The sequence below is a fragment of the Nocardia sp. NPDC004711 genome, from assembly GCF_053601595.1.
The window spans coordinates 1-22,124 of sequence record NZ_JBSGCB010000075.1 but is presented as its reverse complement, the minus strand read 5'-3'; the positions used below and the strand labels follow the sequence as shown (position 1 = coordinate 22,124).

The window sequence follows — 22,124 nt, the reverse complement described above, 5'->3', positions numbered from 1 at the left end:
GGGAGCCGGGCCTTTTCGCGCGGATCGGAGTTCTCGTCCGGATCAGCCCTGCGGGCCGAGCACCAGGATGGTGGTGGAGCCGTGCGCGATGAGCTTGCCGTCGGCGTCGGTGATGCGGCCCTCGGCGGTGGCGGTGCGCCGGCCCACGTGCACCGCGGTGGCCTCGCAGGTCAGCCGCTTGCCGTCGAGGGCGACCGAGCGGATGAAGTTGACCTTCAGCTCCAGGGTCGTATAGGCGGTGTTGTCACCGAGTTTCGTGAAGACGGCGCTGCCCATGGCGGTGTCCATCAGGGTGGCGATCACGCCGCCGTGCACGGTGAACATGGCGTTGATGGTGGCCGGATTGGGGTCCAGGTAGTACCGCGTGAAGCCGTCGCCGGCCGCATCGAGCCGGATGCCCAGCGACGCACCGACTCCGAGCTTCTCGTCCAGGCCCCGCTGGAATACCTCGGTCAGTTCGCCGACGCGCGACGCGACGGTGTCGTTCACCTTGATGTCGGTGCTGGTCATGGTGTCATCCTCTCTGGACTGCGATGTCCTCGAATTCGAGCAGCCCAGGGTGAATTCCGGTTCGCCGCACGCCATTCCATTCCGAACTCCGATCGGATGATCGGGATTTCACGCGCTCCCGCGCCCCGTCCGCCCCGCCGAATAGGGTCACGCCATGGCCGACATCGACGCCCTGGACCGGATCGAAACCATCGGCCCGGAATTCTTCGCAGATCCTCACGCCCACTACCGCCGCTGGCGCGCGCACGGCCCGGTACGGCGAGTTCGCTTCCCCGACGGCCTCGTTCGCTGGGTCGTGCTCGATCACGGCGCGGGCCGCGCCGCCCTGACCGATCCCCGCCTCCAGAAGGACGCGGCCGCGACCGACGCCCTGCTGAGCGCCAAACGCGCGACGCCGCCGTCGGATCCGAGCGCCCTGGCCCTGCTCACCCACATGCTCAATACCGATCCGCCCGGGCACACCCGGCTGCGCAAGCTGATCACCCGGGCCTTCACCCCGCGCCGGGTCGCGCAGTTGCGCCCGCGCATCGAGGAGATCACCGGCGAACTGCTGGACGCGCTGGCAGGCCGAGCCGAAGCGGACCTGTTGCGCGAGTTCGCCGAACCGCTGCCGATCACGGTGATCTGCGAACTGCTCGGTATACCGCTCGACGACCGCGCGGACTTCCAGGAGTGGACCCGCGCACTGGTCGCCGTCGCCGGCCTGGAGGAGGACCGCGCCCGCGCCTCGCAGGCCATGGCGGCCTACCTGACCGGGCTGGTGCGCGCGAAGGCTCAGCACCCCGCCGCCGATCTGCTCTCCGCGCTCGCCGTTCCCGCCGACGACGGCGACTCGCTCACCGAGCCCGAGCAAGTCGGCATGGCCTTCCTGCTGCTGGTCGCCGGGCACGACACCACCGTCAATCTGATCGCCAACGGCGTCCGCGCCCTGCTGCGCAATCCGGTTCAGTTGCAAGCCCTGCGCGCCGATCCGGACGCGATTCCCGACGCGGTCGAGGAATTCCTGCGCTACGACGGCCCGGTCAACCTGGCCACCGTGCGGTACACGATCGAGCCGATCACTATCGCCGGAACCACCATCCCCACAGGCGAATTCGTGTACATCGCGCTCGCCGCCGCCAACCGCGACGAGGGCCGCTACCCGGACGCCGACACCCTCGACCCCGGCCGCGACGCCACCGGCCATCTCGCGTTCGGCCACGGCATCCACTTCTGCGTCGGCGCGCCCCTGGCCCGGCTGGAAGCGCGAATCGCCTTCGCCGCGCTGCTGTCCCGGTTCCCGGACCTGCGCCTGGCGCCTGCCGAAGCGGCCTGGCATCCGAGCACCCTGATCCGCGGCCTGCACGAGCTCCCGGTACTCCTGTGAACCAAAAGGCCCCGCCCGCATCGATGATCCGGGCGGGGCCATGTCCCCCGGGCGAGACTCGCCGGGTCTTACACGCCTACTTCGCGGGCGTGAACGGCTGGTTGATCGTGGTGAAGTACTGGATGGCAGCGGCGATCGCGACCGGCGCGGTCACGAACAGCTGACCGGCGATGGTACCCAGGAAGCCGACAGCGGCCGCACCCGCGACACAACCGGCCAGCGGGCCCGCGCCGAACAGCAGCGCCAGGGCGCCGGTCAGGGTCGCGCCCAGGGCGGCACCGGCCAGGCAGCCCAGACCCGCGCCACCGAGGCCGCCGACCAGGGTGCCGATGGCGGCGCCGACGGAGATGGTGTCACGCATGCGACCCCAGGCCGCCTGCTCACGGTCGTACTGGGTCTTCCAGGGGGCCTGGTCCTCATACGGCAGGGCGACCGGCTTGTACACCGCGTGCGCCTCGTCGAACTGCGGGGTCAGAGTCGCGGTGCGGCCGGAGATGTCGGCCGCGATCGGGAAGACGAAGTCGTCGACCCGGAAGGAGAGCTCGGTGCCGCCGAGGACGGTGCCGTTGGCGGCCTTGATCTTGAAGATGCCGTCCTCGACCGTCATCGAACCGGCGTCGGTGCGCACGATCGTGGAGGTTCCGGTGTCGGTCGCCGTGTAGTTCGTGACATCGGCGGAGTCCGCCTGGGCGGTACCGGTAACGCCGGCGCCGATGCACAGCGTGGCGGCGAGCAGCGCGGACGCCGCAGCAGTGTTCCTCATCCTGTTTCTCTCTGCGTTCTTTCGCTTGGTTTTCCTTGTGTTTCTCGTGTCACAGGTCGAGCACGAGAACATCTGAGACGGCCCGCGATACGCAGGGCATCAGGGTGTTGCCGGATTCGCGTTCGGCGGCGGTGAGCACCGAATCCCGGTGCTCCACTTCGCCTTCCAGGAACGGCGTCTCACAGCTGCCGCACGTGCCCTCCCGGCAGGAGGTGACGATGGCGACGCCCGCGCCCTCGAGCACGTCGACGATGGACCGGTCCGGCCCGACACGCAGCACCTGACCATTGCGTGCCAGGCGGACCTCGAAGGCGCGATCGACCCCGTAGTCGATGCGTCGTGGCACGAACCGCTCGGTGTGCACGGTCAGGCCCCGGCGCGCGCCCTCGGCCTCGACGGCGTCGAGCAGCGGCGCGGGCCCGCAGCAGTACACGGTGGCGGTGGTGTCGGCGAGCAGGGCCGCCAGCGGCAGCAGCCCGGATTCGTTCTGTGGCACCAGGTTCACCCGGTCGTAGCGCGCCAGCTCATCGGTGAAGGCCAGGTGCTCGCGGGTGCGTGCGCCGTAGTGCAGGCTCCAGCGCGCGCCCGCCCGGGTGGCGGCGGCCACCATGGGCAGGATCGGCGTGATCCCGATGCCGCCCGCCAGGAACAGGTACTCCTCACCGGGCGCCAGGGCGAAGTGGTTACGCGGCAGCGACACTCGCAACTCGGTGCCCGCAAGCGCGGTCCGGAACAGATGCGCGGAGCCGCCCCGGCCGTCGGGTTCGTGCAGGATCGCGATCCGCCAGCGCTGCCGATCGGCGGTGTCGCCGCACAGCGAATACTGCCGGACGCCTGCGGATCCGGCGAACACGTCGATGTGGGCGCCGGGCGTCCAGTCCGGCAGCGCGCCGCCGCCGAGCGCCGCCAGCTCGAGGGCGAACACGCCCTCGGCCACGTCGCGTCGGCCGGTCACGCGGACCATCAACTCGGTCATCGCATCCCCTCGTCGGCCCTCGCGAGCCCGGTGTCGAACACTCCTGGGGCTCAGCCTGTCCGAGACGCCCGAAAGAGCAAGGTTCGGAAGGGGCAGTCGATTCGTCCGATAGGCATTGACGATCGCCCGCCCAGCGGATACGACGCCCGACCGACACTGACCCCATGAGCGCTGTGGCGGAACTGGTCGAACGGACCAGGCAGTTCGTGATCGAGCAGGTCATCCCGGTGGAACGCGAGGTGGTAGCCGGCGGCCGGGTCACCGACGACGCGCTGCGGCTGGACCTGCAGAAGAAGGCCAAGGACGCGGGGGTCTTCGGCCCGCTGTCCGATCCCGAGTACGGCGGACTCGGCCTGAACACCCGGGCCCAGGCCGAGGTGCTCGAGGCGGCGGGCGCCAGCCTGCTCGGCCCGCTGGCCGTGAACGCCTGGGCCCCCGACGACGGCAACATCCATCTGCTGGCCCACGTCGCCAATGCCGAGCAGCGCGAACACTATCTGGCCCCGCTGGCCGCCGGCGACGTCCGCTCGGCCATCGCGCTGACCGAGCCCGCCCCCGGCGCGGGGACCGATCCGCGCATGCTGCGCACCACCGCCGAGGAGACCGACAAGGGCTGGGTCATCAACGGCGCCAAGCACTTCACCACCGGCGCCAACGGCGCGGCGTTCACCATCTGCGTGGCGGCGACCTCCGACGGCCCCACCATGTTCCTGGTCGATCAGGACACCCCGGGCCTGCGGGTCGGCCGCCGGATGCCGACCCTGGACCACACCAGCGCCCCGGGCGGGCACTGCGAGGTCGAATTCACCGACTGCGAGGTCCCCGACACCGCCGTGCTGGGCGAGGTCGGCCGCGGTCTGGAACTGGCGCAGGTCCGGCTGGCGCCGTCGCGGCTCACGTTCTGCATGAACTGGCTGGGCCTGGCGGTGCGCGCGCAGCAGCTCACCGCCGACCACATCACCGGCCGCCACTCCTTCGGCGTGCCCATCGCCGAACACGGCATCGCCCAGGGCCTCATCGCCGACAACGAGATCGATATCGCGGCCGCCCGCAGCCTGGTGCGCAGCGTCGCCGACACCATCGACACCCACGGGCCGACCTCCTCGCAGGCCCGGCACGAGACCTCCATCGCGAAAACCTTCGTCTCCGAGGCGGTCTGGCGGGTGCTCGATCGCGCGGTGCAGCTGCACGGCGGCCTCGGCGTCTGCGAGGACCACCTGGTGGCCCGATTCCTGGTGGAGGCCCGGGCCTTCCGCATCTACGAGGGGCCCTCGGAAGTACTGCGCTGGTCGATCGCCCGCCGGGTGCTGCGCGCCCCGCGCTGATCGCCCGATCGCCGCCGACAACTCAGAACACCGAAGGGAAGCCCGAAATGAGCACCCGCACGCTGGCAGGATTCGCCGCCGCCTACCCGGAACTGAACCCCGACGCCGTCGATTACGAGTACCTGCGCGCCATCTCGCAGCAGATGGTGCCCTTCGGCCGCCACGTCGGCACCCTGGTCTCCGAGATCAGCCCCGACCGCGCGGTGGTCGAGATCCCGGCCGTGGACGAGGTCTGCAACCACATGTCCACCGTGCACGCGGGCGCGCTGTTCACCGCGGCCGACATCGCGGGCGCGGCGGCCTTCGTCGGCGCGGCCGCCCACCGGCTGTACACGGTCGAACGCCTGGTGCTGCGCGGCGGCAGCGCCTCCTACCGCAAACCGGCACAGGGCCGCATCCGCGCGATCGCCACCGTCGACCAGCGCGAGCTGGCCGACCTCCTGGCCGCCACCGCCTCGGCGCGCTTCGAGCTGTCCGGCAAGGCGACGCTGCTCGACGACAACGAGGTCATGGTCGCCAAGTTCACCTTCGACTACGTGTGCGACGTGACCATCACCGAGGCGGAGGCGAAATGAGCGGCGACACGACCACCACGACCCCCGAATCCCGTTCGGAATTCACCACTCTGGAGAGCACCCGGGTCCAGACGGCCGACGGCGTCGCCTTCACCGTCCGCTTCCTGCCCGCGCAGCGGCCCGACGCACCGGTGGTGCTGATCCTGCCGGCCATGGCGCTGAAGGCCAAGAACTACTTCTCACTCGCCAAAGCCCTGCACGCCCAGGGACTTTCGGTGGCGACCTGCGATCTGCGGGCGCACGGTGAAGCCACCCCGAAGCTGGGTGAGCACACCGACTTCGGCTACCGCGAGATGATCGAGACCGATCTGCCCGCCATCGTCACCGCCGTCGAGCAGCGCTTCCCGGGCGCGCCGATCCAGCTGTTCGGCCACAGCCTGGGCGGCCAGCTGGCCCTGCTGTTCTGCGCCGCCGAGCCCGGCCGGATCGCGGGCGTCACCATCATCGGCACCGGCACGGTCTTCTGGTGGGCGTTCGGCCCGCGCCGCTGGTGGGAGGCGCTGAGCCAGATCCAGTGGATCGGCCTGGTGTCGCGGTACAAGGGACACTGGCCCGGGGGCGTGCTCATTCCCGCGCCCATGCCCGGCGGCGTGATGATCGACTGGTCGGTGCATTCGCTGACCAGCTACTACCGGCCCAGCGGCACCAAACGCCGCTACAACTCTCTGCTGGCCGCCATGCGCGTGCCGGTGCTGGTGATCTCGCTGTCGCAGGACGTGCTAGGACCGAAATCCAATGTGGACTTCCTGGTTTCGCGCATGCCCGCCGCCCAGGTGAGCCGCTGGCACATCGACGAGAACTCGGCCGTCGCGAACCGCGACCACTTCCGGTGGGTCAAGGACGCGCCCGCCATCGCCACCGGCGTGGCGGATTGGATCACGACCGGCACCGCGCCGGCCTGAAGGAGAACAGTGGCCCGCCTGCAGATCGACGCGGTGTCGAAACGATTCGACACCGACTACGCGGTGCGCGAGGTGAGCCTCGACATCGCCGACGGTGAATTCCTGGTGCTGCTCGGCCCCAGCGGCTGCGGCAAATCCACGCTGCTGCGCATGATCGCGGGCCTCGAGCAGCCCTCGAAGGGCCGAATCCTCCTCGACGGCACCGACATCACCGACGAGGTCCCGCAGCGGCGGGACCTGGCCATGGTGTTCCAGAGCTACGCGCTCTACCCGCATCTGACGGTCGCGAAGAACATCGGGTTCCCGCTGCGGGCCCGTCGCACGCCGCGGGCGCAGATCGCCGAGCGGGTCGAGCAGGTGGCGCGCACGCTCGAACTGTCCGCGCTGCTGGACCGCCGGCCCGCCGCGCTCTCCGGCGGCCAGCGGCAGCGAGTCGCGCTGGCGCGGGCCATGGTCCGCGACCCCGGCGCGTTCCTGATGGACGAACCGCTGTCGAATCTGGACGCCAAGCTGCGCAGCGCCACCCGCGCCGAACTCATCGCGCTGCACCAGCGGCTGGGGGCCACCTTCCTGTACGTGACCCACGACCAGGTAGAGGCCATGACCATGGCCACGCGCATCGCGCTGCTCAATGCGGGCCGGGTCGAACAGGTCGGAACCCCCGAGGAGCTCTACGACCAGCCGCGCACCGCGTTCGTGGCCGGGTTCCTCGGCTCGCCGCCGATGAACATCTTTCCGGCGCAGGTGGTTTCGCACGAGGGCAAGCTGCGCATGCGGAGCGACGGTGTCGACGCCGCGCTCGGGATCGACGCCGAATCCGGCGGCAGCACGGCCGAATCCGGTGGTGACACCGGCGAAGGCAGTGGCTCCGAGGTGCTGGCCGGCATTCGCCCCGAGCGGCTGCGCATCGACCCCACCGCCACGGCCGTGCGCGGCCGGGTGACCATGGTCGAGAACCTGGGCAGCGAGGAGCTCGTGCACGTCACCGCCGGCACGCTGGAGCTGTGCGTGCGCGCGACCCGTCCCGCCGGTGTCCGGGTCGGCGACGACATCGGATTGCGTTGCGACCCCGCCGATCTCCACCTGTTCGACCCCAACTCCGGCCTGCGCCTGCGCTGGCAGGAGCCGGCCGCGACCACACCCGCGGACCCGGCGGCCTCGGTCGCCTGATTCTTTCGCACCACCATTCGATGAGGAGAAGACCCGTGAAACGCACCGGCCCCGTCCTGGGCATGGTGTTCGCCGCCTGTCTCGCGCTGACCAGCTGCGGGCTGAGCGGTCCCACCGCCACCGACGCCACCTCCACGGCGCAGGTCCCCGAACTACGCCCCGACCAGAAGGTCTCGATCGTGTTCGAGTCCTACAACTACGGGCTCGCCGGCGCCTGGACCGACACCTTCAACGCCCTGATCGCCGACTTCTCCAAGAAGTTCCCCAACATCACCGTGACCGCGCAGAAGCCGCAGGGCAACAGCCCCAACCCGGCCACCGACACCATCTCGAGCATCCAGAACCAGATGGTCGCCGGGCACCCGCCCGATGTCGCCCAATTGGGTTTCAGCGACCTGGATTTCACCATCCACCAGCTGGGCGCCAAGCCGCTCGACACGCTGTTCGGCAAGCAGGCGGTGCAGCAGAACTTCGACGGTGAGAAGTTCCACTTCCACCCGCGCGCCCGCACCCTCGACGACTGGGACGGCCACACCTACGGTGTCCCGTTCGTGTTCTCGACCCCGGTGCTCTACTACAACGCGAGCCTGTTCACCCAGGCCGGGCTGGATCCGGCCAAGCCGCCGGTCACCTGGGCGCAGGTCGCCGACGACGCCAAGGCGATCACCGCGAAGACCGGTCAGGGCGGCGTGTACCTGGACTGCCTGACCAAGGCCGCCAAGGACTGGTGCTTCCAGTCTCTGGTGCGCTCCGACGGCGGACGGGTCATCTCCGAGGATCGCCGCACCCTCACCTACGCCGATACCCCCAGCGTCGAGGTCACCAAGATGGCCCAGGATCTGGTCAACTCCGGTTCGATGCCGAAGCTGGCGCAGAAGCAGGGCTACGAGGCGTTCGCGCGCGGCGAGATCGGCATGATCCTCGAGACCAGCGCCATCCAGGGCACGTTCGTGGCGGGCGCCAAGGACAAGTGGGACCTGCGTTCGGCCGCCATGCCGCGTTTCGGTGACAAGGCGCCGGTGCCCACCAATTCCGGTGCGGGACTGCACATCCTGACCAGCGACCCGGCCAAGCAGCGCGCCGGCTGGGAGCTGATCAAGTTCCTCACCAGCGAGCAGTCCTACACGAAGATCGCGCAGAACATCGGCTACCTGCCGCTGCGTTCGGAGATGGTGACCGATCCGGCCGTGCTGGGTTCGTGGGCCATCCAGAACCCGCTGCTGGCGCCGAACATCGCGCAGCTGGCCACCATGGAGCCGTGGGTTTCCATGCCGGGCAACGACTATCTGCAGATCCGCGACGGCATGATGGACGCCGTCGAGTCGATCGTATTCCAGGGCAAGGACGCCCAGTCCACTCTCACCGCCGCCCGCACCGAGGGCGCCAAACTGATGCCGGCCTCATGAACGATCTGATTCTCGTCCAGCTCACCGACACCCACCTGCGTGCCGCCGGTGAGCAGGTCCTCGACACCGTCGACACCCACGCGACGCTGCTGCGGGTCCTGGATCGGCTGCGCACCGGCGGGCATCGCATCGACGCGTTCCTGCTCTCCGGCGACCTCACCGACAACGGCGCGCCCCAGGCGTACCGGCGGCTGCGCGAGGCCGTCGAGCCGGTGGCGGCCGAACTCGGCGCCCAGGTGCTCTACGTGATGGGCAACCATGACGAGCGCGCCGCTTTCGGTGTGGAGCTGCTCGGCCTCGAGCCCGGGGCCGTCGACACCGCGGTCCCGCACGATCGGCTCATCGAGGTCGACGGCCTGCGGCTCATCGGCTTGGACTCCACCACCCCGGGCCGCCACGACGGCCGCCTCGAACCCGAGCAGCTGACCTGGCTGGCCGAGCAGTTGCGCCAGCCCGCACCCCGGGGCAGCGTGCTGGTGCTGCACCATCCGCCGCTGCGCTCGGCCATCCCGGCCGCGGAGTTCCTCAAGCTGCAGAACGCCGACCAGCTGGCCGAGGTGATCTCCGGGACCGACGTCCGCATGATCCTGTGCGGGCACAACCACATGACCGTCGCGTCGGCGCTGGCCGGGGTCCCGGTCTGGGTCGGCCCGGCGCTGGCCTACCGCCTCGACGCCATGGCACCGGCGGGCCGGCAGCAGGGTTTCGTCGGATCCGGTTTCACCCGGCTCGATGTGGTCGGCACAGCGGTCATCGCGACCGCGGTCGAGGCGGTCCCGGGCACCCGGATCTACGACAAGGCCGACACCGAGGTGCAGGAGCGGCTGGCCGCCCTCGCGGCGCAGGCCGGCTGAGCGGTGTTCGTCACAGTCCCCGAACAGGACGCGCCGCCGGTGATCGCTGCGACACCGGCGGCGCGGCCGCACCGCGCCCTGCTGCGCCGCGCACTGCGCGGCGCCACACCGTATCTGTATCTCGCGCCCGCGCTGTTGCTGCTGGTGGTGTGGACCTACCAGCCGCTGGTGCAGGCCCTGCAACTGTCGACCTACTCCTGGAATCTGCTTCCGACCCAGCCCATGCGGCCGGTCGGGATGGCGAATTACGAACGGCTGGTGGATCTTCCGGCGTTCTGGGCCTCGGTGCGCCGCACCGTCTGGATGATCGCCGCGCTGCTGCCCTTCACAGTCGCGCTGCCGGTGCTGATCGCGCTGGCCAGCCGGCGGGTGGGCTCGCGTGCCCGGACCGTCTATCACGCACTGATCTTCGCGCCGTTCCTGGTCGCGCCCGTGGCGGTGGCCGCGGTGTGGCGGTGGCTGCTGCATCCGCGCACCGGTTTCGTGGACAGTGTCGTTGGCTCGCAACGCAATTGGGTCTACGACGCGCAGACCGCGCAGTGGGTGATCGTCGGCATCACCGGCTGGCAGCTGCTCGGATTCGCCGTGCTGGTGGTGTGGGCCGGATTGGCCGGCATCAGCGGCGATTACGACGAGGCCGCCAGCGTCGACGGCGCCTCCCCAGGACAGATCCGCCGCTGGATCACCCTGCCGCTGCTGTCCCCCACCCTGCTGTTCTTGGTGCTGACCACCGTATTGCTCAGCCCCACCTTGACTTTCCCGCTCGTCGACACCATGACCCAGGGCGGCCCGGCGCAGTCCACCACCAACATCTACTACCTGCTCTACGAATACGCCTTCCACAGCTTCGACGCCGGCCTGAGCGCCGCCGCCGGTGTGCTGCTGTTCCTCGGATTCGGTGTGGTGGCCGCGGGCCTGGTGTGGATCTCGGAAAAGGTTGCCTTCCACGATGACTGAAACCTCGCTGCCCGACCGGCTGCGCTCCACCGGCGGCCACGTGCTGCTGGCGGGCACGGCCGTCGTGTGCGTGTTCCCCATCTACTGGCTCTTCGCGACCGCGCTGCGCCGGCCCGAGGACGTCAGTTCACTGTCCCCGCTGCCCTGGCCGTTGTCGCTGTCGAACTTCACCGACGCCGCCCACCAGCTCGACATCCCCCGGCTGATCTTCAATACCTTTGTGGTGGCCGCACTCTCGGCGTCGGGTCAGCTGCTCATCGCCCTGCTGGCCGCCTATGCCTTCGGCCTGTACACCTTCCGCTTCCAGCGGCTGCTGTACCTGGCCTTCGTCGGCACCTGGCTGGTCCCGTTCCAGGTCAGCATGCTGCCCAACTACATCCTCTTGACCCGCCTGGGCCTCCTCGACACCTTGGTCGGCGTAGTCCTGCCCACCCTGTGCTCGGCACTGGCAGTGCTACTCCTGCGCCAGCACCTCGCCGCCTTCCCCAAGGAACTGGTCGCGGCCGCTCGCATCGACGGCCGCTCATCCTGGTCGATCCTATGGACGGTAGTGGTCCCCAACCTGCGCCCCGCCTTGGCAGCGCTCGGAATTCTCCTGTTCATCAACGCCTGGAACGAATACTTCTGGCCCGCAGTCGTCCTCCGCCGCTCCAACTCGGTCCTGCAGCTGGGCCTGCGCAGCTTCATGGGCACCGAGGGCGACCAGTGGGGACCGCTCATGGCAGTAGCCGGCCTGGCCTGCCTCCCGGTCCTGCTGCTCTACCTGGTCCTACAGCGGCACATCGTGAACGCCTTCGTCCGTTCAGGCCTCAAGTAGGCGCCAACTATCCGCGCTCATCCGAACAACGGAACGCAGTCTCGAGCGAAGGCGGGGCATCTTCACTCTCGGGCATCGAGATCGGCGAGGGCAAGCGTGTGCTGCTTCCTGGGAGAGCTTCCCGACCCACGGATCGGCAAGGAGCCCACTTCCGCCATTCTCGATCGGCTCGGATGGACAGCTCGAATCCCCGTCCACGATCCTTGTGCACTGGGCGACGATTCCCCACCCGTCTCCATGGAGACCACGTCTCGTCGGTTCCGCCGGCCACGGTGGGATTTCACCTCGCGCGTTTCATCGGAACCTTCCGGCATCTCCACGACCGCCGCCCAGATTGGGCGGAAGTGGCAGATCAGCTGACCGACGCACAGGGCGTGCCAGTGTTCTTCAACGCGAACGACGCAGTGCCCAACAGCGGTGGCTGGTTACGCAGGGCCGGATTCGATTGGAAGGCTGTGAGCTTCGCCGCAGCGAACGGGCGAAAGCTGAGACCCGACGACGCACCATGCTCATCGGCGGGCTCGCCACTGCATCACACCGCTTCACCGAAGAACTGGAAACACTCGGCCGATTCGAAATCATGAGCGGCGCGGAAAATCTCGGGTTCGCCGTACTGTTCATCGCGAAACCCGACGCGGACACTCTATCGGTGTTCGATGAGGACTGGGGCCGTGCGGGTGTGGAGGCGCTGGCGCACTACAACTATGGGTTCTACCGGTACATGTTCGAGCAGCAGCAGGCCGGGCGGTGCCCCATCGCGTGCGACTACTCCTCCGGGTATCACTCCCTCGTCGGCGGGGCGCGCATCGGGGTGCACAAGTCCTATCTTGAGTTTTAACCTCTGCGGTGTGGGCGTGGTCCGGTGGGTTTCGAGGCTTGCTGGTTGCTGGGGGTCTTGATGTGCACGTCGTAGCGGGGTGCCGGGCGTTGGTTGCGGTGGCCGGGTGGTCGTCCGGGTCCGGGCCGGGAGGGTTTCGGTGCACTGGCGGGGCAAGCGGCTTTCGCGCGCAGGTGCCGAAACCCCCGCCGGGCGCGTGCTGGTGTAAGTCGTTGCGGGGCAGCGGGTTTCTCCCAAGGTCGCCTGAGGTCGGTGGTCAGATCGCGGGCGAGGCGTAGTTGGGTATAGCGGCCAGCAGCAGCCAGGTCCACCGGTCGGCCGCGGCCGGGTCGCGGGGTTTGGGGCTGGTCCAGCCCAGGGTCTGTGTCAGCATGCGGAAGGTGTGCTCGATATCGAACCGGCGCAAGAACGCCTGCCACAGCAGATCGACCTCGTCCGGGTCGAGGTCGACGCGGGAATGCCACAACCACACCGGTTTCGGGATTGCTCCCGACGGCAGGCGGGCGACGTCGAGCCGGATGACGGTGCCTTCGATCACCGGCAGTTGCCCGAGCTGAGCGACCCAGGATGATCGGTGAGTCAGCCTGGGGTGCAGTCGATTCCATGACCTGGTGGCGGCGGGACCGTAGAGCCGTGTCCCGGTCGTGGTGGCGGTGTCGGGTTTGCCCCACGTGGTCGGGTCGCCGAAGACGAATTCGCCGCCGTGGCGGGGTGGGCGGCCGTTGGTGCCGGGCAGCCGCGCGGGCGCGGCGCGGCGCAGGACCCGATCCGATCGCATCCGGCCCAGCACGGCCACGGGCAGGTCTGCCAGCAGAAACGCCAGCCGTGGTGCGTCATATCCGGAATCGGCGACGATCCAGATATCCGGGTCGCCGGGCTGGTGATGCCTGGCGTCGATCAGATTCTCGATCACGGTGCGCAATTGGGCCGCGGTGACGGTGGCGGCGTCGTCGCCGGGTCCCAGCCGCACCGCGTCCAGCGGTGCGGTCCACGAGCTGCGGCCGGCCTCCAGCGCGCAGGGCTCAAGGCTAAACGCCGTGCTGGCGATCTGCTGATTATCTGACACGGCGCTTGTCCTTGTCGAAGAACAGGATGCTGTCACGGAAGACGTGTACAGGAATCTTTCCGGTAGGGTTTTCCGCTGCGGGCACCCGCATGCGCGCGCGATGCCCACCGATGTCGAGGTGAATCATCCGGTCGCGGCCGTGCAGCTCGCTCATCAGTACAGTCGCTGTCAGGTGCACGTCCGATTCGCGGCCGGGCCCCAACCGGAGGTCTTCGGGGCGGATGCCGAGGCGGAGCGCGCCTGGCTGAATGATGCCAGTGAACAGCGGGCCCACTGGGAAGATGTTCATCTCACCGACGAACGATGCAACGAATTCTGTGGCCGGATCACCGTAGATGACGTCCGGTGTGGCTGCCTGCTCGATGCGGCCCGCGCGTAACACGACCAGCTGGTCAGCGAGCGACATGGCCTCCACTTGATCGTGGGTGACGAACATGATGGTCATTCCCAATTGCCGTTGCAGGGCCAGAAGCTCGGCGCGCATCGCTGTTCGCAGCTCGGCGTCGAGGTTGGAGAACGGTTCGTCCATCAGCAGCACCGACGGACGGCGCACGAGGGCACGGCCGATGGCGACTCTTTGTCGCTGCCCACCGGATAATTGCGATGGCCTGCGCTGCACCAGCTCGCTGAGGCCGAGTAGTTCGATTATCTTCGCTACTCTCGTACGGCGCTCTACCTTGGGTACTCGCGCCATCCGCAAGGGGAAGTCGATGTTGCGCTCGACCGTCTTGTTCGGGTAGAGGGCGTAGTTTTGGAACACCATTGCCGTGCCTCGGTCTTCCGCCGGCACGGACGTGACATTCGCTCCGCCGATGGTGATGCGACCTGCTTCGGGCATCTCGAGGCCCGCGACGCATCTCAGCAGAGTGGTCTTTCCGCAGCCGCTGGGCCCGAGCAGCACGGTGATGGTGCCTGGATCCACCGACAAATCGACGTGGTCGAGCGCGTTTCCGATCCCGCGGTCATAGGACTTCACCAGGCTCTCACAGCCAACGGATAGGCCTGTTCGCTCCCTGAGTGCCTCATCCGCCTTCGGGGGCAGGGTGGAGATTGTCATCATGAGCCGCCCATCATCGAGGAAGCTTCCTTGGCCGCGTCGTTCAGCGCGTCGGCGGCGGATTTCGAACCCCGCATGGCAAGGGTCATTTGCTGGTCGAGATTCTTGGTGATTTCCGCGGCGCGTGTCCCGGGGAAGCCGACCCACGGGACGGCGTAATCGAGCTGTTCGGTGCCTGGGGACAGCAGAGGATTCTGGGCGAGGAAGTCAGCGAGATAGGGGGTTCTTGTGGCGGCCACCTGGTTGACCGGCGAGCATCCGGTTGCCTTTACCACCTCGCTCGTCCCCGCGGGCCCGACGAGTTCGGCGACGGCTCCGAATGCTGCCCTTTGCCGAGCTGGATTCTTGCTGAGCACAATCAGTGAGCACCCGCCGAGGACGCAGTGTCGCGCACCGCCGTCCGGTATCGGCAGCAGTGCCGAGCGCACTTGGAAGGTCGCGCCTTTCTGCAACGCCACAGCAATGTTGGAGGCATCGACAAGCATGCCCAGATCGCCGCGTCCGAACGCCGCCTGCGCCTCGGTCTTGGTCATGGTCTGGCCGAGGTCGTCGGCGAACAGCGTCGCCCAGAACTCGAGCATCTGAACACCGGCGGTTTCATGGAATAGTGGTTTGGTGCCGTCCGGGGTCAGCATCGCCCCGCCGTTGCAGCGCAGGAAGTTCTGGAAGCACCAGTTTCCACTCTGGTTGTTGCCGTAGGTGACGCCGTAACGGGTCGTCTTCGACGACACCAAAGCCTGCGCGTAGTGGCGCAGCTCCGAGAAGGTTGTGGGTGGCTTGTTCGGGTCGAGGCCGGCTTTGGTGAAGGCATCGGCGTTGTAGAACAGCACGAGCGTGCTCGCCGAATACGGTAGCGCGTGGGTCTTTCCGTCGTGGGCGCCCAACGTCAGCATCGTGGGGTACAGCTGCGACTTGTCGAACCCGGTTTCCCCCATCAGGCCATCGAACGCGACCGCGCGGCCGGACTGAACGTAGCTCCCGATCATGTAGTTACCGATCAACGCGATGTCGTCGACGTGTCCTGCGGCTAAGTCGGTCTGCACGCGCTGGTCGACCGATTCATAGGAGGTGCCGCCGGCGTTGATGATCTTGACGGTGGTACCTGTGCGCTGGGTGAATGGTTCGCCGAGAGTCGTAGTCAGGGATGGGATGTTGTTGTAGCTGACCAGTTCGAGGGCACCGTCGCCTGGCTGTGAGGCTCCGCGGGAGCTGCACGCGGTGAGTATTCCGCCAGCGGTGAGGGCACTGATGCCGCGCAATGCGGCGCGTCTGGTGAAGGTGGGGACGTTCATGGCAGGTTCTTTCCGATTGGGGGCTGGAACTTTCGGGGAGAGTTGGTCACTGGGTGCCTCGGGCGAGCGCGATGCCGCGCACGAAGTGCCGCTGGCACAGTAGGAACCCGATCAGCAGAGGGATGGTCGCGAGGGTGGCCGCGGCCATCTGGGCACCGTATTGGCTGCCGCTGTCCTGGGACGCGAACTGTGAGATCGCGTAGGGGACGGTGGCGTGCTCGCTGGTGCGCAGGATGACGCTGGGCCAGAACAGGTCGTTCCAGTGCGCGACGATGCTGAATACTCCCAGGGCCAGCAAGGCGGGTCTGACGTTGGGCAGGACAACCCGCCAGACCATGGCGACGGGTCCGACACGGTCCAGACGTGCGGCGTCGAACAGGCTCTGTGGAATGGACAGAATGAATTGGCGCATCAGGTAGATGCCGAAGGCGCTGGCAGCGAAGGGGACAACGAGCCCGGCGAGGGTGTCACCGAGCCCGACGCGCGAGAGCCCAATGTAGTCGGGGATGGCGACGACCTGTGTGGGGATGATGAAGCAGGCCAGCACGGTCCAGAAACCGAGATGGCGACCGCGGAATCGCAGGCGGGCCAATGCGTAGCCGGCGGGCACACTGGTCACGACCTGTCCGGTGAAGATGAGTGCCGTGCTGAGCAGGCTGGATAGATAGTAGCGACCCCACGGCGCTGCATGCCATGCGGTTGTGAAGTTGTCCAGTGTGAGATGGGACAGTCCCAGGCTGCCGTCGAGAATGTGCTCCTCGGGGGTGAATGCGGAGCGCAGCATGACATAGAACGGCAGCAGCATCACCACCGCGCCCACTGCGAGGCAGCCGTGTACTCCGGTTTGGCGGGCCAGGGCCCGGCCACGCTGGAACGCTGCGGCGCTCATCGGCTGCCTGCCGTTTCCCAGCGGCGCCCGAAGGTGCGCAACTGTGCGAAGGTGGTCACCAGCACCAGCCCGAGCAGCATCAGGCTGATCACCGAACCACCGCCGATGTCGCTGAAGGTGATCGCGCGCTGCCACATCAAGAACGACACGGTGGTGCTGCTGCGCACGGGCCCGCCTTGCGTCATCACCTGGATTTGGTCGAACACTCGTAGCGAGTCACGCGTCGCCACGATGACTGCGAAGACCAGCGCCGGTCCGAGCGCGGGGAAGGTGACATGCCAGAAGCGCTGCCACCGGCCCGCCCGGTCCAGCCGCGCCGCTTCGTGGAGATCGGGATTGACGTTGCTCAGACCGGCCAGCAGCATGATCATCGACGAGCCGATGCCCTGCCAGCTGCCCACGATCGCCACCGACGGCAGCGCCAGCGTTGTCGAGTTCAGCCAATCCCGCCAACCGGTCATCGCGCCGATCGTCGTATCGATTACGCCCGTGGTCGGGTAGAACAGCCACGACCACACCACCGACATGCCGGCGAGCGTGGCAGCGGCAGGCATGAAGTACACGGTGCGCCATATCCCTGCCCCGCGCGTCAGCGAGTTGATGCCGAGCGCGACGAGTAACCCCGCGACCACGATGACCGGAACCGTGATCACGGTGTAGAGCACGGTGTGCCACAGCGCGCCGACCAGTTGTCCGTTGTCGAGGGCCGCACGATAGTTGCCGAGGCCGACGTAGGTGTTGGTGCCGCCGAGCAGGTCGTAGCGGAACAGCGACAACAACGACACCACCGCGACCGGCACGATCACGAAGACGAGCAGCAACACCATCGCGGGGCTCAGGAGAATGACCGGCGCCAGCGTTGTGGGCACCCGAAAGGCCCGAAGGGAGCGGCTCGCAGGCGACGGAGGCGACGCGGCAATCGCAGGGGTCGTTGACATGTGCCGGAGGTTTCCCTTCAAGATCCGAGCGCACCCGAGGCCGGGGGCGCCGTGCTGGGAGTAGACCTGGATGACTTCGGAGCGGCTTGTCTTCCCCCGGTTGCCGCCGCTACGCCGGTCTTGCTCTGACCAGCAGATTAGGAACCCGAAGTGAAGCCGTCACCGGCACGAGATGAACAGCAACCGAAGGGCACATAGCCAAAAGCTGTCTAGATAAGTTGTGATACTGTCTAATCAGATCTTCATTCGAACGCTTGCGAAGGATCGCGCGCAATGACCGCCTCACCACCCACCTATCTCGTCCTCGCGGATCGGATCGCCGAGGAAGTTGCCGCCCGGCGTCCCGGCGAGCGACTGGCCAGCGAAAACACGTTGGCCGAGCGATACGGTGTCAATCGCCTCACCGCGCGCGCGGCATTGCAGGAACTGGAACGTCGGTATCTCGTCCGCCGCACCAAAGGGTCGGGAACCTACGTCGCCGAGCGCATCGACTATCTGATCAACTCGCGATTCACGCCCTGGTCAGACATGGTCCGCAACGCCGGGGCAACACCCAGCCGGCCCATTGTCAGCACCCAGGTGATCCGCCCGTCCGAGGAGATCCGCGATCGACTGCAGCTCGCTGCCGGCGAGCGGGTTGTCGAGCTCGTCCGACTGGGACTGGTCAACGACGTCGTCGCGAACCTGAACCGCAGTTACTTACCAGTTGACCTGGCCCCCCGATTCCCGGATCTGCTCGCGAATGGAGGCATCGACCTGGCGCCCATCCTGTCGTCGATCGGCTACAAACCCAAACGGCTATGGGCTCGTGCAGAGTTCGAGACTCCCGATCCGGAAACCGCACGCGCACTGGAGGTCGAGGGCCGACCGCCGCTCTGGCTCGTGGTCAGCTGCGTCAGCGACGCGACCACCGGCCGCCGACTGCAAATCAGTTACGCCTGGAACCGGCCAGACGTCCTGCGCGTGCGATTCGAGTTCGGCAATCCCGACTGACCGACCATCCAGCTACCGGGATGCCGCAGTGCCAGCGCCGTCACGCGCGTCCCGGCTCACCACTTGCCGCTGTACAGGAGGAAGGACTCTTATGCTGCCCCCACCAATTCTTGACTTCGACGAGTTTGCGTTGCCCAGCACCGACGCTGCGGCCCGCTCCCTGGGCGACATCCTGTTGGACGATCTTGCCGATCGCGATATCCAATCCGATGTCATGCACCGTTTCACGCGACTGGTCCCTGGTATCAGCATCATGCTGACGCGGATCCGAAATGCCCTGGCCGATGACGGACTGCTGCTTCTGCGAAACATCCCTGCCAACGACGACACCCTGCTGGTCCTTCTCGGCGCGGCAGCCGCGCCCCCGGCGACCTGCGACGCCAACGGATCGCGGCTTGTGGACCATCTCACCCCCGTCGCCACGGGCGAGGCCCGGCACAAAGCACAGAACCAGCGTTCGGAGATGCTTCTTCACACCGACGCCTCCGCTCAGCATGAGCCACCCGACATCGTCGGGTTGGCCTGCGCCGCCAATGACGGAGAGGGCGGAGGCAGCGTGCTCGTCGCGATCGATGACATCGTCGAGCGCATGCGCCAGCACGGCGAGGAGAGCGGGATACGCCTGCTGCACAACGACTTCCCCTACATCCACCCCCAGCGGACCGATCGCCCCGCCACACTGGCACCGGTGTTGCGCGACCTCGGTAGCGGGCACCTTCATGTGCGCTATCGGAAAGAGAACCTCGAGACCGGCAAATCACTGGCCCCGGACGCCGTGACCGACGAGGCCTGGGCGGCACTGGATCTGTTCGCCCACTTCCTCGAGGACGACACCCGACCACAAACAACGCTTCGCCTTCACCGCGGCGACTATCTACTCTTCGACAACCGGCGCTACCTGCACGGACGCGGAGCAATCGACCCGACCGCCTACCGGCTACTCAAACGCACCTATTTCACCTATCCCGCAAGCGAATCGAAGACGGTCCAGGGGGCACAGCGATGACCGCGCCACAATCAGCCGCCGGGCACATAAACCCACCGACATTCGACCCCTGGCCTGACTGCGCCGTCCATCTCGATTGGGGAATCGACGCCGCCCGGCTCGCAGCGCACCGCGGCGACGCCGTCGTCATTATCGATGCGCTCAGCTTCTCCACCACTGTGATCCTCGCGGTCGCGCGTGGCGCCGCGGTCCTGCCACTCGCTCGAGCAGAACTTGAACGAACATCTGACCTCGCTGCACTGCAAGCCGAGCACGGTGCCCGACTGCTCGCCAACGATCCCACCGACCGCCAACTCGATATACCGCTCACCGATATCGACAGTATTCAGCCCGGTGACCGCGTCATCGTGCCCTCACAAAACGGTGGCACCATCTGCGCCGCTATCACAGATGCACCCGCCGCAGCGATCAGCTCCTTCCGAAACCGAACTGTCACAGCCGAATGGTGCGCACGGCTCCTCTCTGCCGGTACGGTCGAGCGAATCACCCTCATCGCTGCCGGGTCCTACTGGTCCCAGATGAGCCCCTACACCGCGCTGCGTCCGTGCATCGAAGACGGCGTGGCCGCCGGAGCCGTCGCCGCCGCGCTGCGCGACACCGGCGCCCGGCTCTCCGTAGAAGCCCTGGCAATAGCTGCCACCTTCGATGCGGTCATACGCACCAACGACATCTCGGCTTGGCTGCACAACACCGTCACCGGCCGATGGCTCGAGAGCCTCGATGGGCTACCAGCTGAGGTGACCGACGCTGGCCAGCTCGACGTTTCCGCAGTCGTGCCCTCCCTTGGCCCGGACGGCTTCTTCCGTGACACCGTGGGACTGGCGCGATCACAGGAGCAACCGCCGAGCTTCGGCACAACGGAACCCCTGTCCACGATCGCCCGGCACGACAGCTCCGCGAAAGGACCCGCAGACGGCCGCAGCATAAGCACTGGAACCGGGGAAACGCAGCCATGACCGCGAGAAGCTCGATAGCTGTGCGTAGTACCGTACCCACCGACCCTGGTGCACCTCACGTAGTCGTTATTGGTGCAGGGATCATCGGCGCCACATTGGCTTACGCGCTGCTACGCCGAGGCGCGCAGGTGACGGTGATCGACTGTGAGGGGCCTGGCTCCGGCACGACGGGAACATCCTTCGCCTGGATCCACAACCAAAGTTACTTCCGCAATCTTGATCCCCTGAGCGACGATCTCGTGCGGCGCTATTTTTCGTTGCACCGGATGGGGATCCTGGCCTGGCGACAGCTCACAGCCGAGATCGGAGCACGACTCGGCATAGTTTGGAAAGGAACGGTCCAGTTCGGCCAACGCGGTTCGTCCGATGCAAAGCTGCTGCGGGAGGACCTTCATCGACGACAGCGATGGGGCAGCCCTTCGTTTCCGATCAGCCCAGCACAGGTTCGCGCGCTCGTACCGGGCATCGAGGTCGGACACGACATCGAAGCCTTCACCACACTCGATGAGGGCCACCTCGACCCAACTGCGTGTTGTGCCGTGCTCATGAACGAGATCCGCGCACTGGGTGCGAACGTGGTCTACAACTGCGAGGCAACCGGTGTCGACATCACCGACGACCGGGTGGAGGCCGTCGAGACGACCCAGGGTCCGATTCGATGCGATCATCTGGTGTGCGCTGTGGGCGTGAACTCACCGGAGCTGCTGGCCGACCTCGGAATCAATGCTCCGATCGAACGCTCCCAAGGTGCCCTTGTGCACCTGCAACCGATGAAACCACTGTTCGATCCCGTGCTCATCACCCCCGATCTGCACATTTCCCAGCGCTTCGACGGCCACATCGTCCTGGCCAGCGGCTACTCCGGCACACCAATCAGCGATGCCGAGGCTCTCGACGCCGACATCTTGCTCACTAGAGCCAAAGCACTATTGCCGGAACTCGGGTGTGCCACGATCGAACGGGTCACCATCGGCGAACGCGTCGTACCCCACGACGGTCTTCCCATTATCGGCAGCGCAACCCGAGCCAGGAACGCGCACAGCATCACCACAAACTCCGGCATCACCCTCGGTCCCATCCTGGGCAATCTCATGGCCACCGAGCTTTTGACCGGTATCACCAGTGAACTGCTCGACCCCTACCGTGCTACGCGCTTTGCCTAGACCTTAGATAGGGACTGGAAACAACGGGTCTCTCTGGTCCGGATGAGGTGGAGTGATCGTGGCGAAGCACGGGGCGAGTGGGTGATCAGGGACTGGGGCTGGGGTGGTTGTGAGCGGCTGGGTGTGTTGTCGCAGCGGTAGCCTCGGGGGTCGTGGACACAGTGGAGGAGCAAGCACAACGACTACGAACGGTTCGCCCGGGCCTATGCGCGTGACAATGAGTCGAACGCGTTCAATGCGCTCTACGAGCGACCGGCGATCTTGTCCCTGGCCGGTGACGTGCGGGGTGCGCGGGTGCTCGACGC

At 67.2% G+C, this 22,124-nt stretch carries 22 protein-coding genes; 14 read left to right on the top strand and 8 right to left on the bottom strand.

The window, feature by feature from the left end; genetic code table 11:
* Positions 1-42 precede the first annotated feature (42 nt).
* Entirely contained in the window at positions 43-510 is a 468-nt protein-coding gene (locus ACWEKS_RS43305) for a PaaI family thioesterase (protein WP_452345533.1), read from the bottom strand.
* 154 nt (positions 511-664) lie between these two features.
* On the opposite strand from ACWEKS_RS43305, the gene ACWEKS_RS43300 reads away from it, so the two are divergent.
* Positions 665-1,876, top strand: a complete 1,212-nt coding sequence (locus tag ACWEKS_RS43300) for a cytochrome P450 family protein (protein ID WP_452345532.1) — start codon at positions 665-667, stop codon at positions 1,874-1,876.
* 76 nt (positions 1,877-1,952) lie between these two features.
* On the opposite strand, the gene ACWEKS_RS43295 is transcribed toward ACWEKS_RS43300, so the two are convergent.
* Positions 1,953-2,639, bottom strand: a complete 687-nt coding sequence (locus ACWEKS_RS43295; protein ID WP_452345531.1) for a hypothetical protein — start codon at positions 2,637-2,639, stop codon at positions 1,953-1,955.
* A gap of 49 nt (positions 2,640-2,688) precedes the next feature.
* Positions 2,689-3,615 carry a PDR/VanB family oxidoreductase gene (locus ACWEKS_RS43290; RefSeq protein ID WP_452345530.1) on the bottom strand — a complete coding sequence of 309 codons (927 nt, stop codon included), beginning with the start codon at positions 3,613-3,615 and terminating at the stop codon, positions 2,689-2,691.
* Positions 3,616-3,779: 164 nt separating this feature from the next.
* Here ACWEKS_RS43290 and ACWEKS_RS43285 point away from each other — a divergent pair, with 164 nt between their 5' ends.
* The 9 genes from ACWEKS_RS43285 to ACWEKS_RS43245 all read left to right on the top strand — a co-directional run bounded on the left by ACWEKS_RS43285 (position 3,780) and on the right by ACWEKS_RS43245 (position 12,459).
* Complete coding sequence (locus ACWEKS_RS43285; RefSeq protein WP_452345529.1) at positions 3,780-4,940, top strand: acyl-CoA dehydrogenase family protein; 1,161 nt, start codon at positions 3,780-3,782, stop codon at positions 4,938-4,940.
* A 47-nt stretch (positions 4,941-4,987) separates the two neighbouring features.
* Complete coding sequence (locus tag ACWEKS_RS43280; protein ID WP_452345528.1) at positions 4,988-5,515, top strand: YiiD C-terminal domain-containing protein; 528 nt, start codon at positions 4,988-4,990, stop codon at positions 5,513-5,515.
* Entirely contained in the window at positions 5,512-6,417 is a 906-nt protein-coding gene (locus tag ACWEKS_RS43275) for an alpha/beta hydrolase family protein (RefSeq protein WP_452345527.1), read from the top strand. The genes ACWEKS_RS43280 and ACWEKS_RS43275 overlap by 4 nt, the downstream gene beginning before the upstream one ends.
* A gap of 9 nt (positions 6,418-6,426) precedes the next feature.
* A complete protein-coding gene (locus ACWEKS_RS43270; protein ID WP_452345526.1) occupies positions 6,427-7,587 on the top strand; it encodes an ABC transporter ATP-binding protein in 1,161 nt (386 codons plus the stop codon).
* Positions 7,588-7,622: 35 nt separating this feature from the next.
* Entirely contained in the window at positions 7,623-8,993 is a 1,371-nt protein-coding gene (locus ACWEKS_RS43265; protein ID WP_452345525.1) for an ABC transporter substrate-binding protein, read from the top strand.
* Positions 8,990-9,847, top strand: coding sequence for a metallophosphoesterase (locus ACWEKS_RS43260; RefSeq protein ID WP_452345524.1), 858 nt, complete (start codon positions 8,990-8,992; stop codon positions 9,845-9,847). The genes ACWEKS_RS43265 and ACWEKS_RS43260 overlap by 4 nt, the downstream gene beginning before the upstream one ends.
* Positions 9,848-9,850: 3 nt before the next feature.
* A complete protein-coding gene (locus ACWEKS_RS43255; RefSeq protein WP_452345523.1) occupies positions 9,851-10,804 on the top strand; it encodes a carbohydrate ABC transporter permease in 954 nt (317 codons plus the stop codon).
* Positions 10,797-11,621, top strand: a complete 825-nt coding sequence (locus tag ACWEKS_RS43250; RefSeq protein ID WP_452345522.1) for a carbohydrate ABC transporter permease — start codon at positions 10,797-10,799, stop codon at positions 11,619-11,621. The genes ACWEKS_RS43255 and ACWEKS_RS43250 overlap by 8 nt, the downstream gene beginning before the upstream one ends.
* A gap of 505 nt (positions 11,622-12,126) precedes the next feature.
* Positions 12,127-12,459, top strand: coding sequence for a hypothetical protein (locus ACWEKS_RS43245; protein WP_452345521.1), 333 nt, complete (start codon positions 12,127-12,129; stop codon positions 12,457-12,459).
* A gap of 256 nt (positions 12,460-12,715) precedes the next feature.
* Here the strand turns inward: ACWEKS_RS43245 and ACWEKS_RS43240 are convergent, their stop codons facing one another.
* From ACWEKS_RS43240 to ACWEKS_RS43220, 5 genes are all read right to left on the bottom strand, one after another.
* The gene (locus ACWEKS_RS43240; protein ID WP_452345520.1) at positions 12,716-13,525 is read right to left on the bottom strand and encodes a transposase; all 810 of its coding nucleotides are present in this window, start codon (positions 13,523-13,525) and stop codon (positions 12,716-12,718) included.
* Positions 13,515-14,501: an ABC transporter ATP-binding protein gene (locus ACWEKS_RS43235; RefSeq protein WP_452345519.1), complete on the bottom strand. Its 987-nt coding sequence runs from the start codon at positions 14,499-14,501 to the stop codon at positions 13,515-13,517. The genes ACWEKS_RS43240 and ACWEKS_RS43235 overlap by 11 nt, the downstream gene beginning before the upstream one ends.
* A gap of 80 nt (positions 14,502-14,581) precedes the next feature.
* A complete protein-coding gene (locus ACWEKS_RS43230) occupies positions 14,582-15,874 on the bottom strand; it encodes an ABC transporter substrate-binding protein (protein ID WP_452345518.1) in 1,293 nt (430 codons plus the stop codon).
* 46 nt (positions 15,875-15,920) lie between these two features.
* Positions 15,921-16,763, bottom strand: a complete 843-nt coding sequence (locus ACWEKS_RS43225; RefSeq protein ID WP_452345517.1) for a carbohydrate ABC transporter permease — start codon at positions 16,761-16,763, stop codon at positions 15,921-15,923.
* Entirely contained in the window at positions 16,760-17,632 is an 873-nt protein-coding gene (locus tag ACWEKS_RS43220) for a carbohydrate ABC transporter permease (RefSeq protein ID WP_452345516.1), read from the bottom strand. Before ACWEKS_RS43220 ends, ACWEKS_RS43225 begins: the two co-directional genes overlap by 4 nt.
* 342 nt (positions 17,633-17,974) lie before the next feature.
* Here ACWEKS_RS43220 and ACWEKS_RS43215 point away from each other — a divergent pair, with 342 nt between their 5' ends.
* The 4 genes from ACWEKS_RS43215 to ACWEKS_RS43200 all read left to right on the top strand — a co-directional run bounded on the left by ACWEKS_RS43215 (position 17,975) and on the right by ACWEKS_RS43200 (position 21,819).
* Entirely contained in the window at positions 17,975-18,694 is a 720-nt protein-coding gene (locus ACWEKS_RS43215; RefSeq protein ID WP_452345515.1) for a GntR family transcriptional regulator, read from the top strand.
* A gap of 91 nt (positions 18,695-18,785) precedes the next feature.
* Positions 18,786-19,700 (top strand): TauD/TfdA family dioxygenase, encoded by a 915-nt coding sequence (locus ACWEKS_RS43210; protein ID WP_452345514.1) that lies wholly within the window; start codon positions 18,786-18,788, stop codon positions 19,698-19,700.
* Positions 19,697-20,656, top strand: a complete 960-nt coding sequence (locus ACWEKS_RS43205; RefSeq protein ID WP_452345513.1) for a 2-phosphosulfolactate phosphatase — start codon at positions 19,697-19,699, stop codon at positions 20,654-20,656. The genes ACWEKS_RS43210 and ACWEKS_RS43205 overlap by 4 nt, the downstream gene beginning before the upstream one ends.
* Complete coding sequence (locus ACWEKS_RS43200; protein ID WP_452345512.1) at positions 20,653-21,819, top strand: NAD(P)/FAD-dependent oxidoreductase; 1,167 nt, start codon at positions 20,653-20,655, stop codon at positions 21,817-21,819. The genes ACWEKS_RS43205 and ACWEKS_RS43200 overlap by 4 nt, the downstream gene beginning before the upstream one ends.
* Positions 21,820-22,124: the final 305 nt, after the last annotated feature.

Coding starts and splice junctions, on each gene's coding strand:
- ACWEKS_RS43305 (WP_452345533.1), bottom strand. CDS start 510: ATGACCAGCACCGACATCAAGGTGAACGACACCGTCGCGTCGCGCGTC.
- ACWEKS_RS43300 (WP_452345532.1), top strand. CDS start 665: ATGGCCGACATCGACGCCCTGGACCGGATCGAAACCATCGGCCCGGAA.
- ACWEKS_RS43295 (WP_452345531.1), bottom strand. CDS start 2,639: ATGAGGAACACTGCTGCGGCGTCCGCGCTGCTCGCCGCCACGCTGTGC.
- ACWEKS_RS43290 (WP_452345530.1), bottom strand. CDS start 3,615: ATGACCGAGTTGATGGTCCGCGTGACCGGCCGACGCGACGTGGCCGAG.
- ACWEKS_RS43285 (WP_452345529.1), top strand. CDS start 3,780: ATGAGCGCTGTGGCGGAACTGGTCGAACGGACCAGGCAGTTCGTGATC.
- ACWEKS_RS43280 (WP_452345528.1), top strand. CDS start 4,988: ATGAGCACCCGCACGCTGGCAGGATTCGCCGCCGCCTACCCGGAACTG.
- ACWEKS_RS43275 (WP_452345527.1), top strand. CDS start 5,512: ATGAGCGGCGACACGACCACCACGACCCCCGAATCCCGTTCGGAATTC.
- ACWEKS_RS43260 (WP_452345524.1), top strand. CDS start 8,990: ATGAACGATCTGATTCTCGTCCAGCTCACCGACACCCACCTGCGTGCC.
- ACWEKS_RS43250 (WP_452345522.1), top strand. CDS start 10,797: ATGACTGAAACCTCGCTGCCCGACCGGCTGCGCTCCACCGGCGGCCAC.
- ACWEKS_RS43245 (WP_452345521.1), top strand. CDS start 12,127: ATGCTCATCGGCGGGCTCGCCACTGCATCACACCGCTTCACCGAAGAA.
- ACWEKS_RS43230 (WP_452345518.1), bottom strand. CDS start 15,874: ATGAACGTCCCCACCTTCACCAGACGCGCCGCATTGCGCGGCATCAGT.
- ACWEKS_RS43225 (WP_452345517.1), bottom strand. CDS start 16,763: ATGAGCGCCGCAGCGTTCCAGCGTGGCCGGGCCCTGGCCCGCCAAACC.
- ACWEKS_RS43215 (WP_452345515.1), top strand. CDS start 17,975: ATGACCGCCTCACCACCCACCTATCTCGTCCTCGCGGATCGGATCGCC.
- ACWEKS_RS43210 (WP_452345514.1), top strand. CDS start 18,786: ATGCTGCCCCCACCAATTCTTGACTTCGACGAGTTTGCGTTGCCCAGC.
- ACWEKS_RS43205 (WP_452345513.1), top strand. CDS start 19,697: ATGACCGCGCCACAATCAGCCGCCGGGCACATAAACCCACCGACATTC.
- ACWEKS_RS43200 (WP_452345512.1), top strand. CDS start 20,653: ATGACCGCGAGAAGCTCGATAGCTGTGCGTAGTACCGTACCCACCGAC.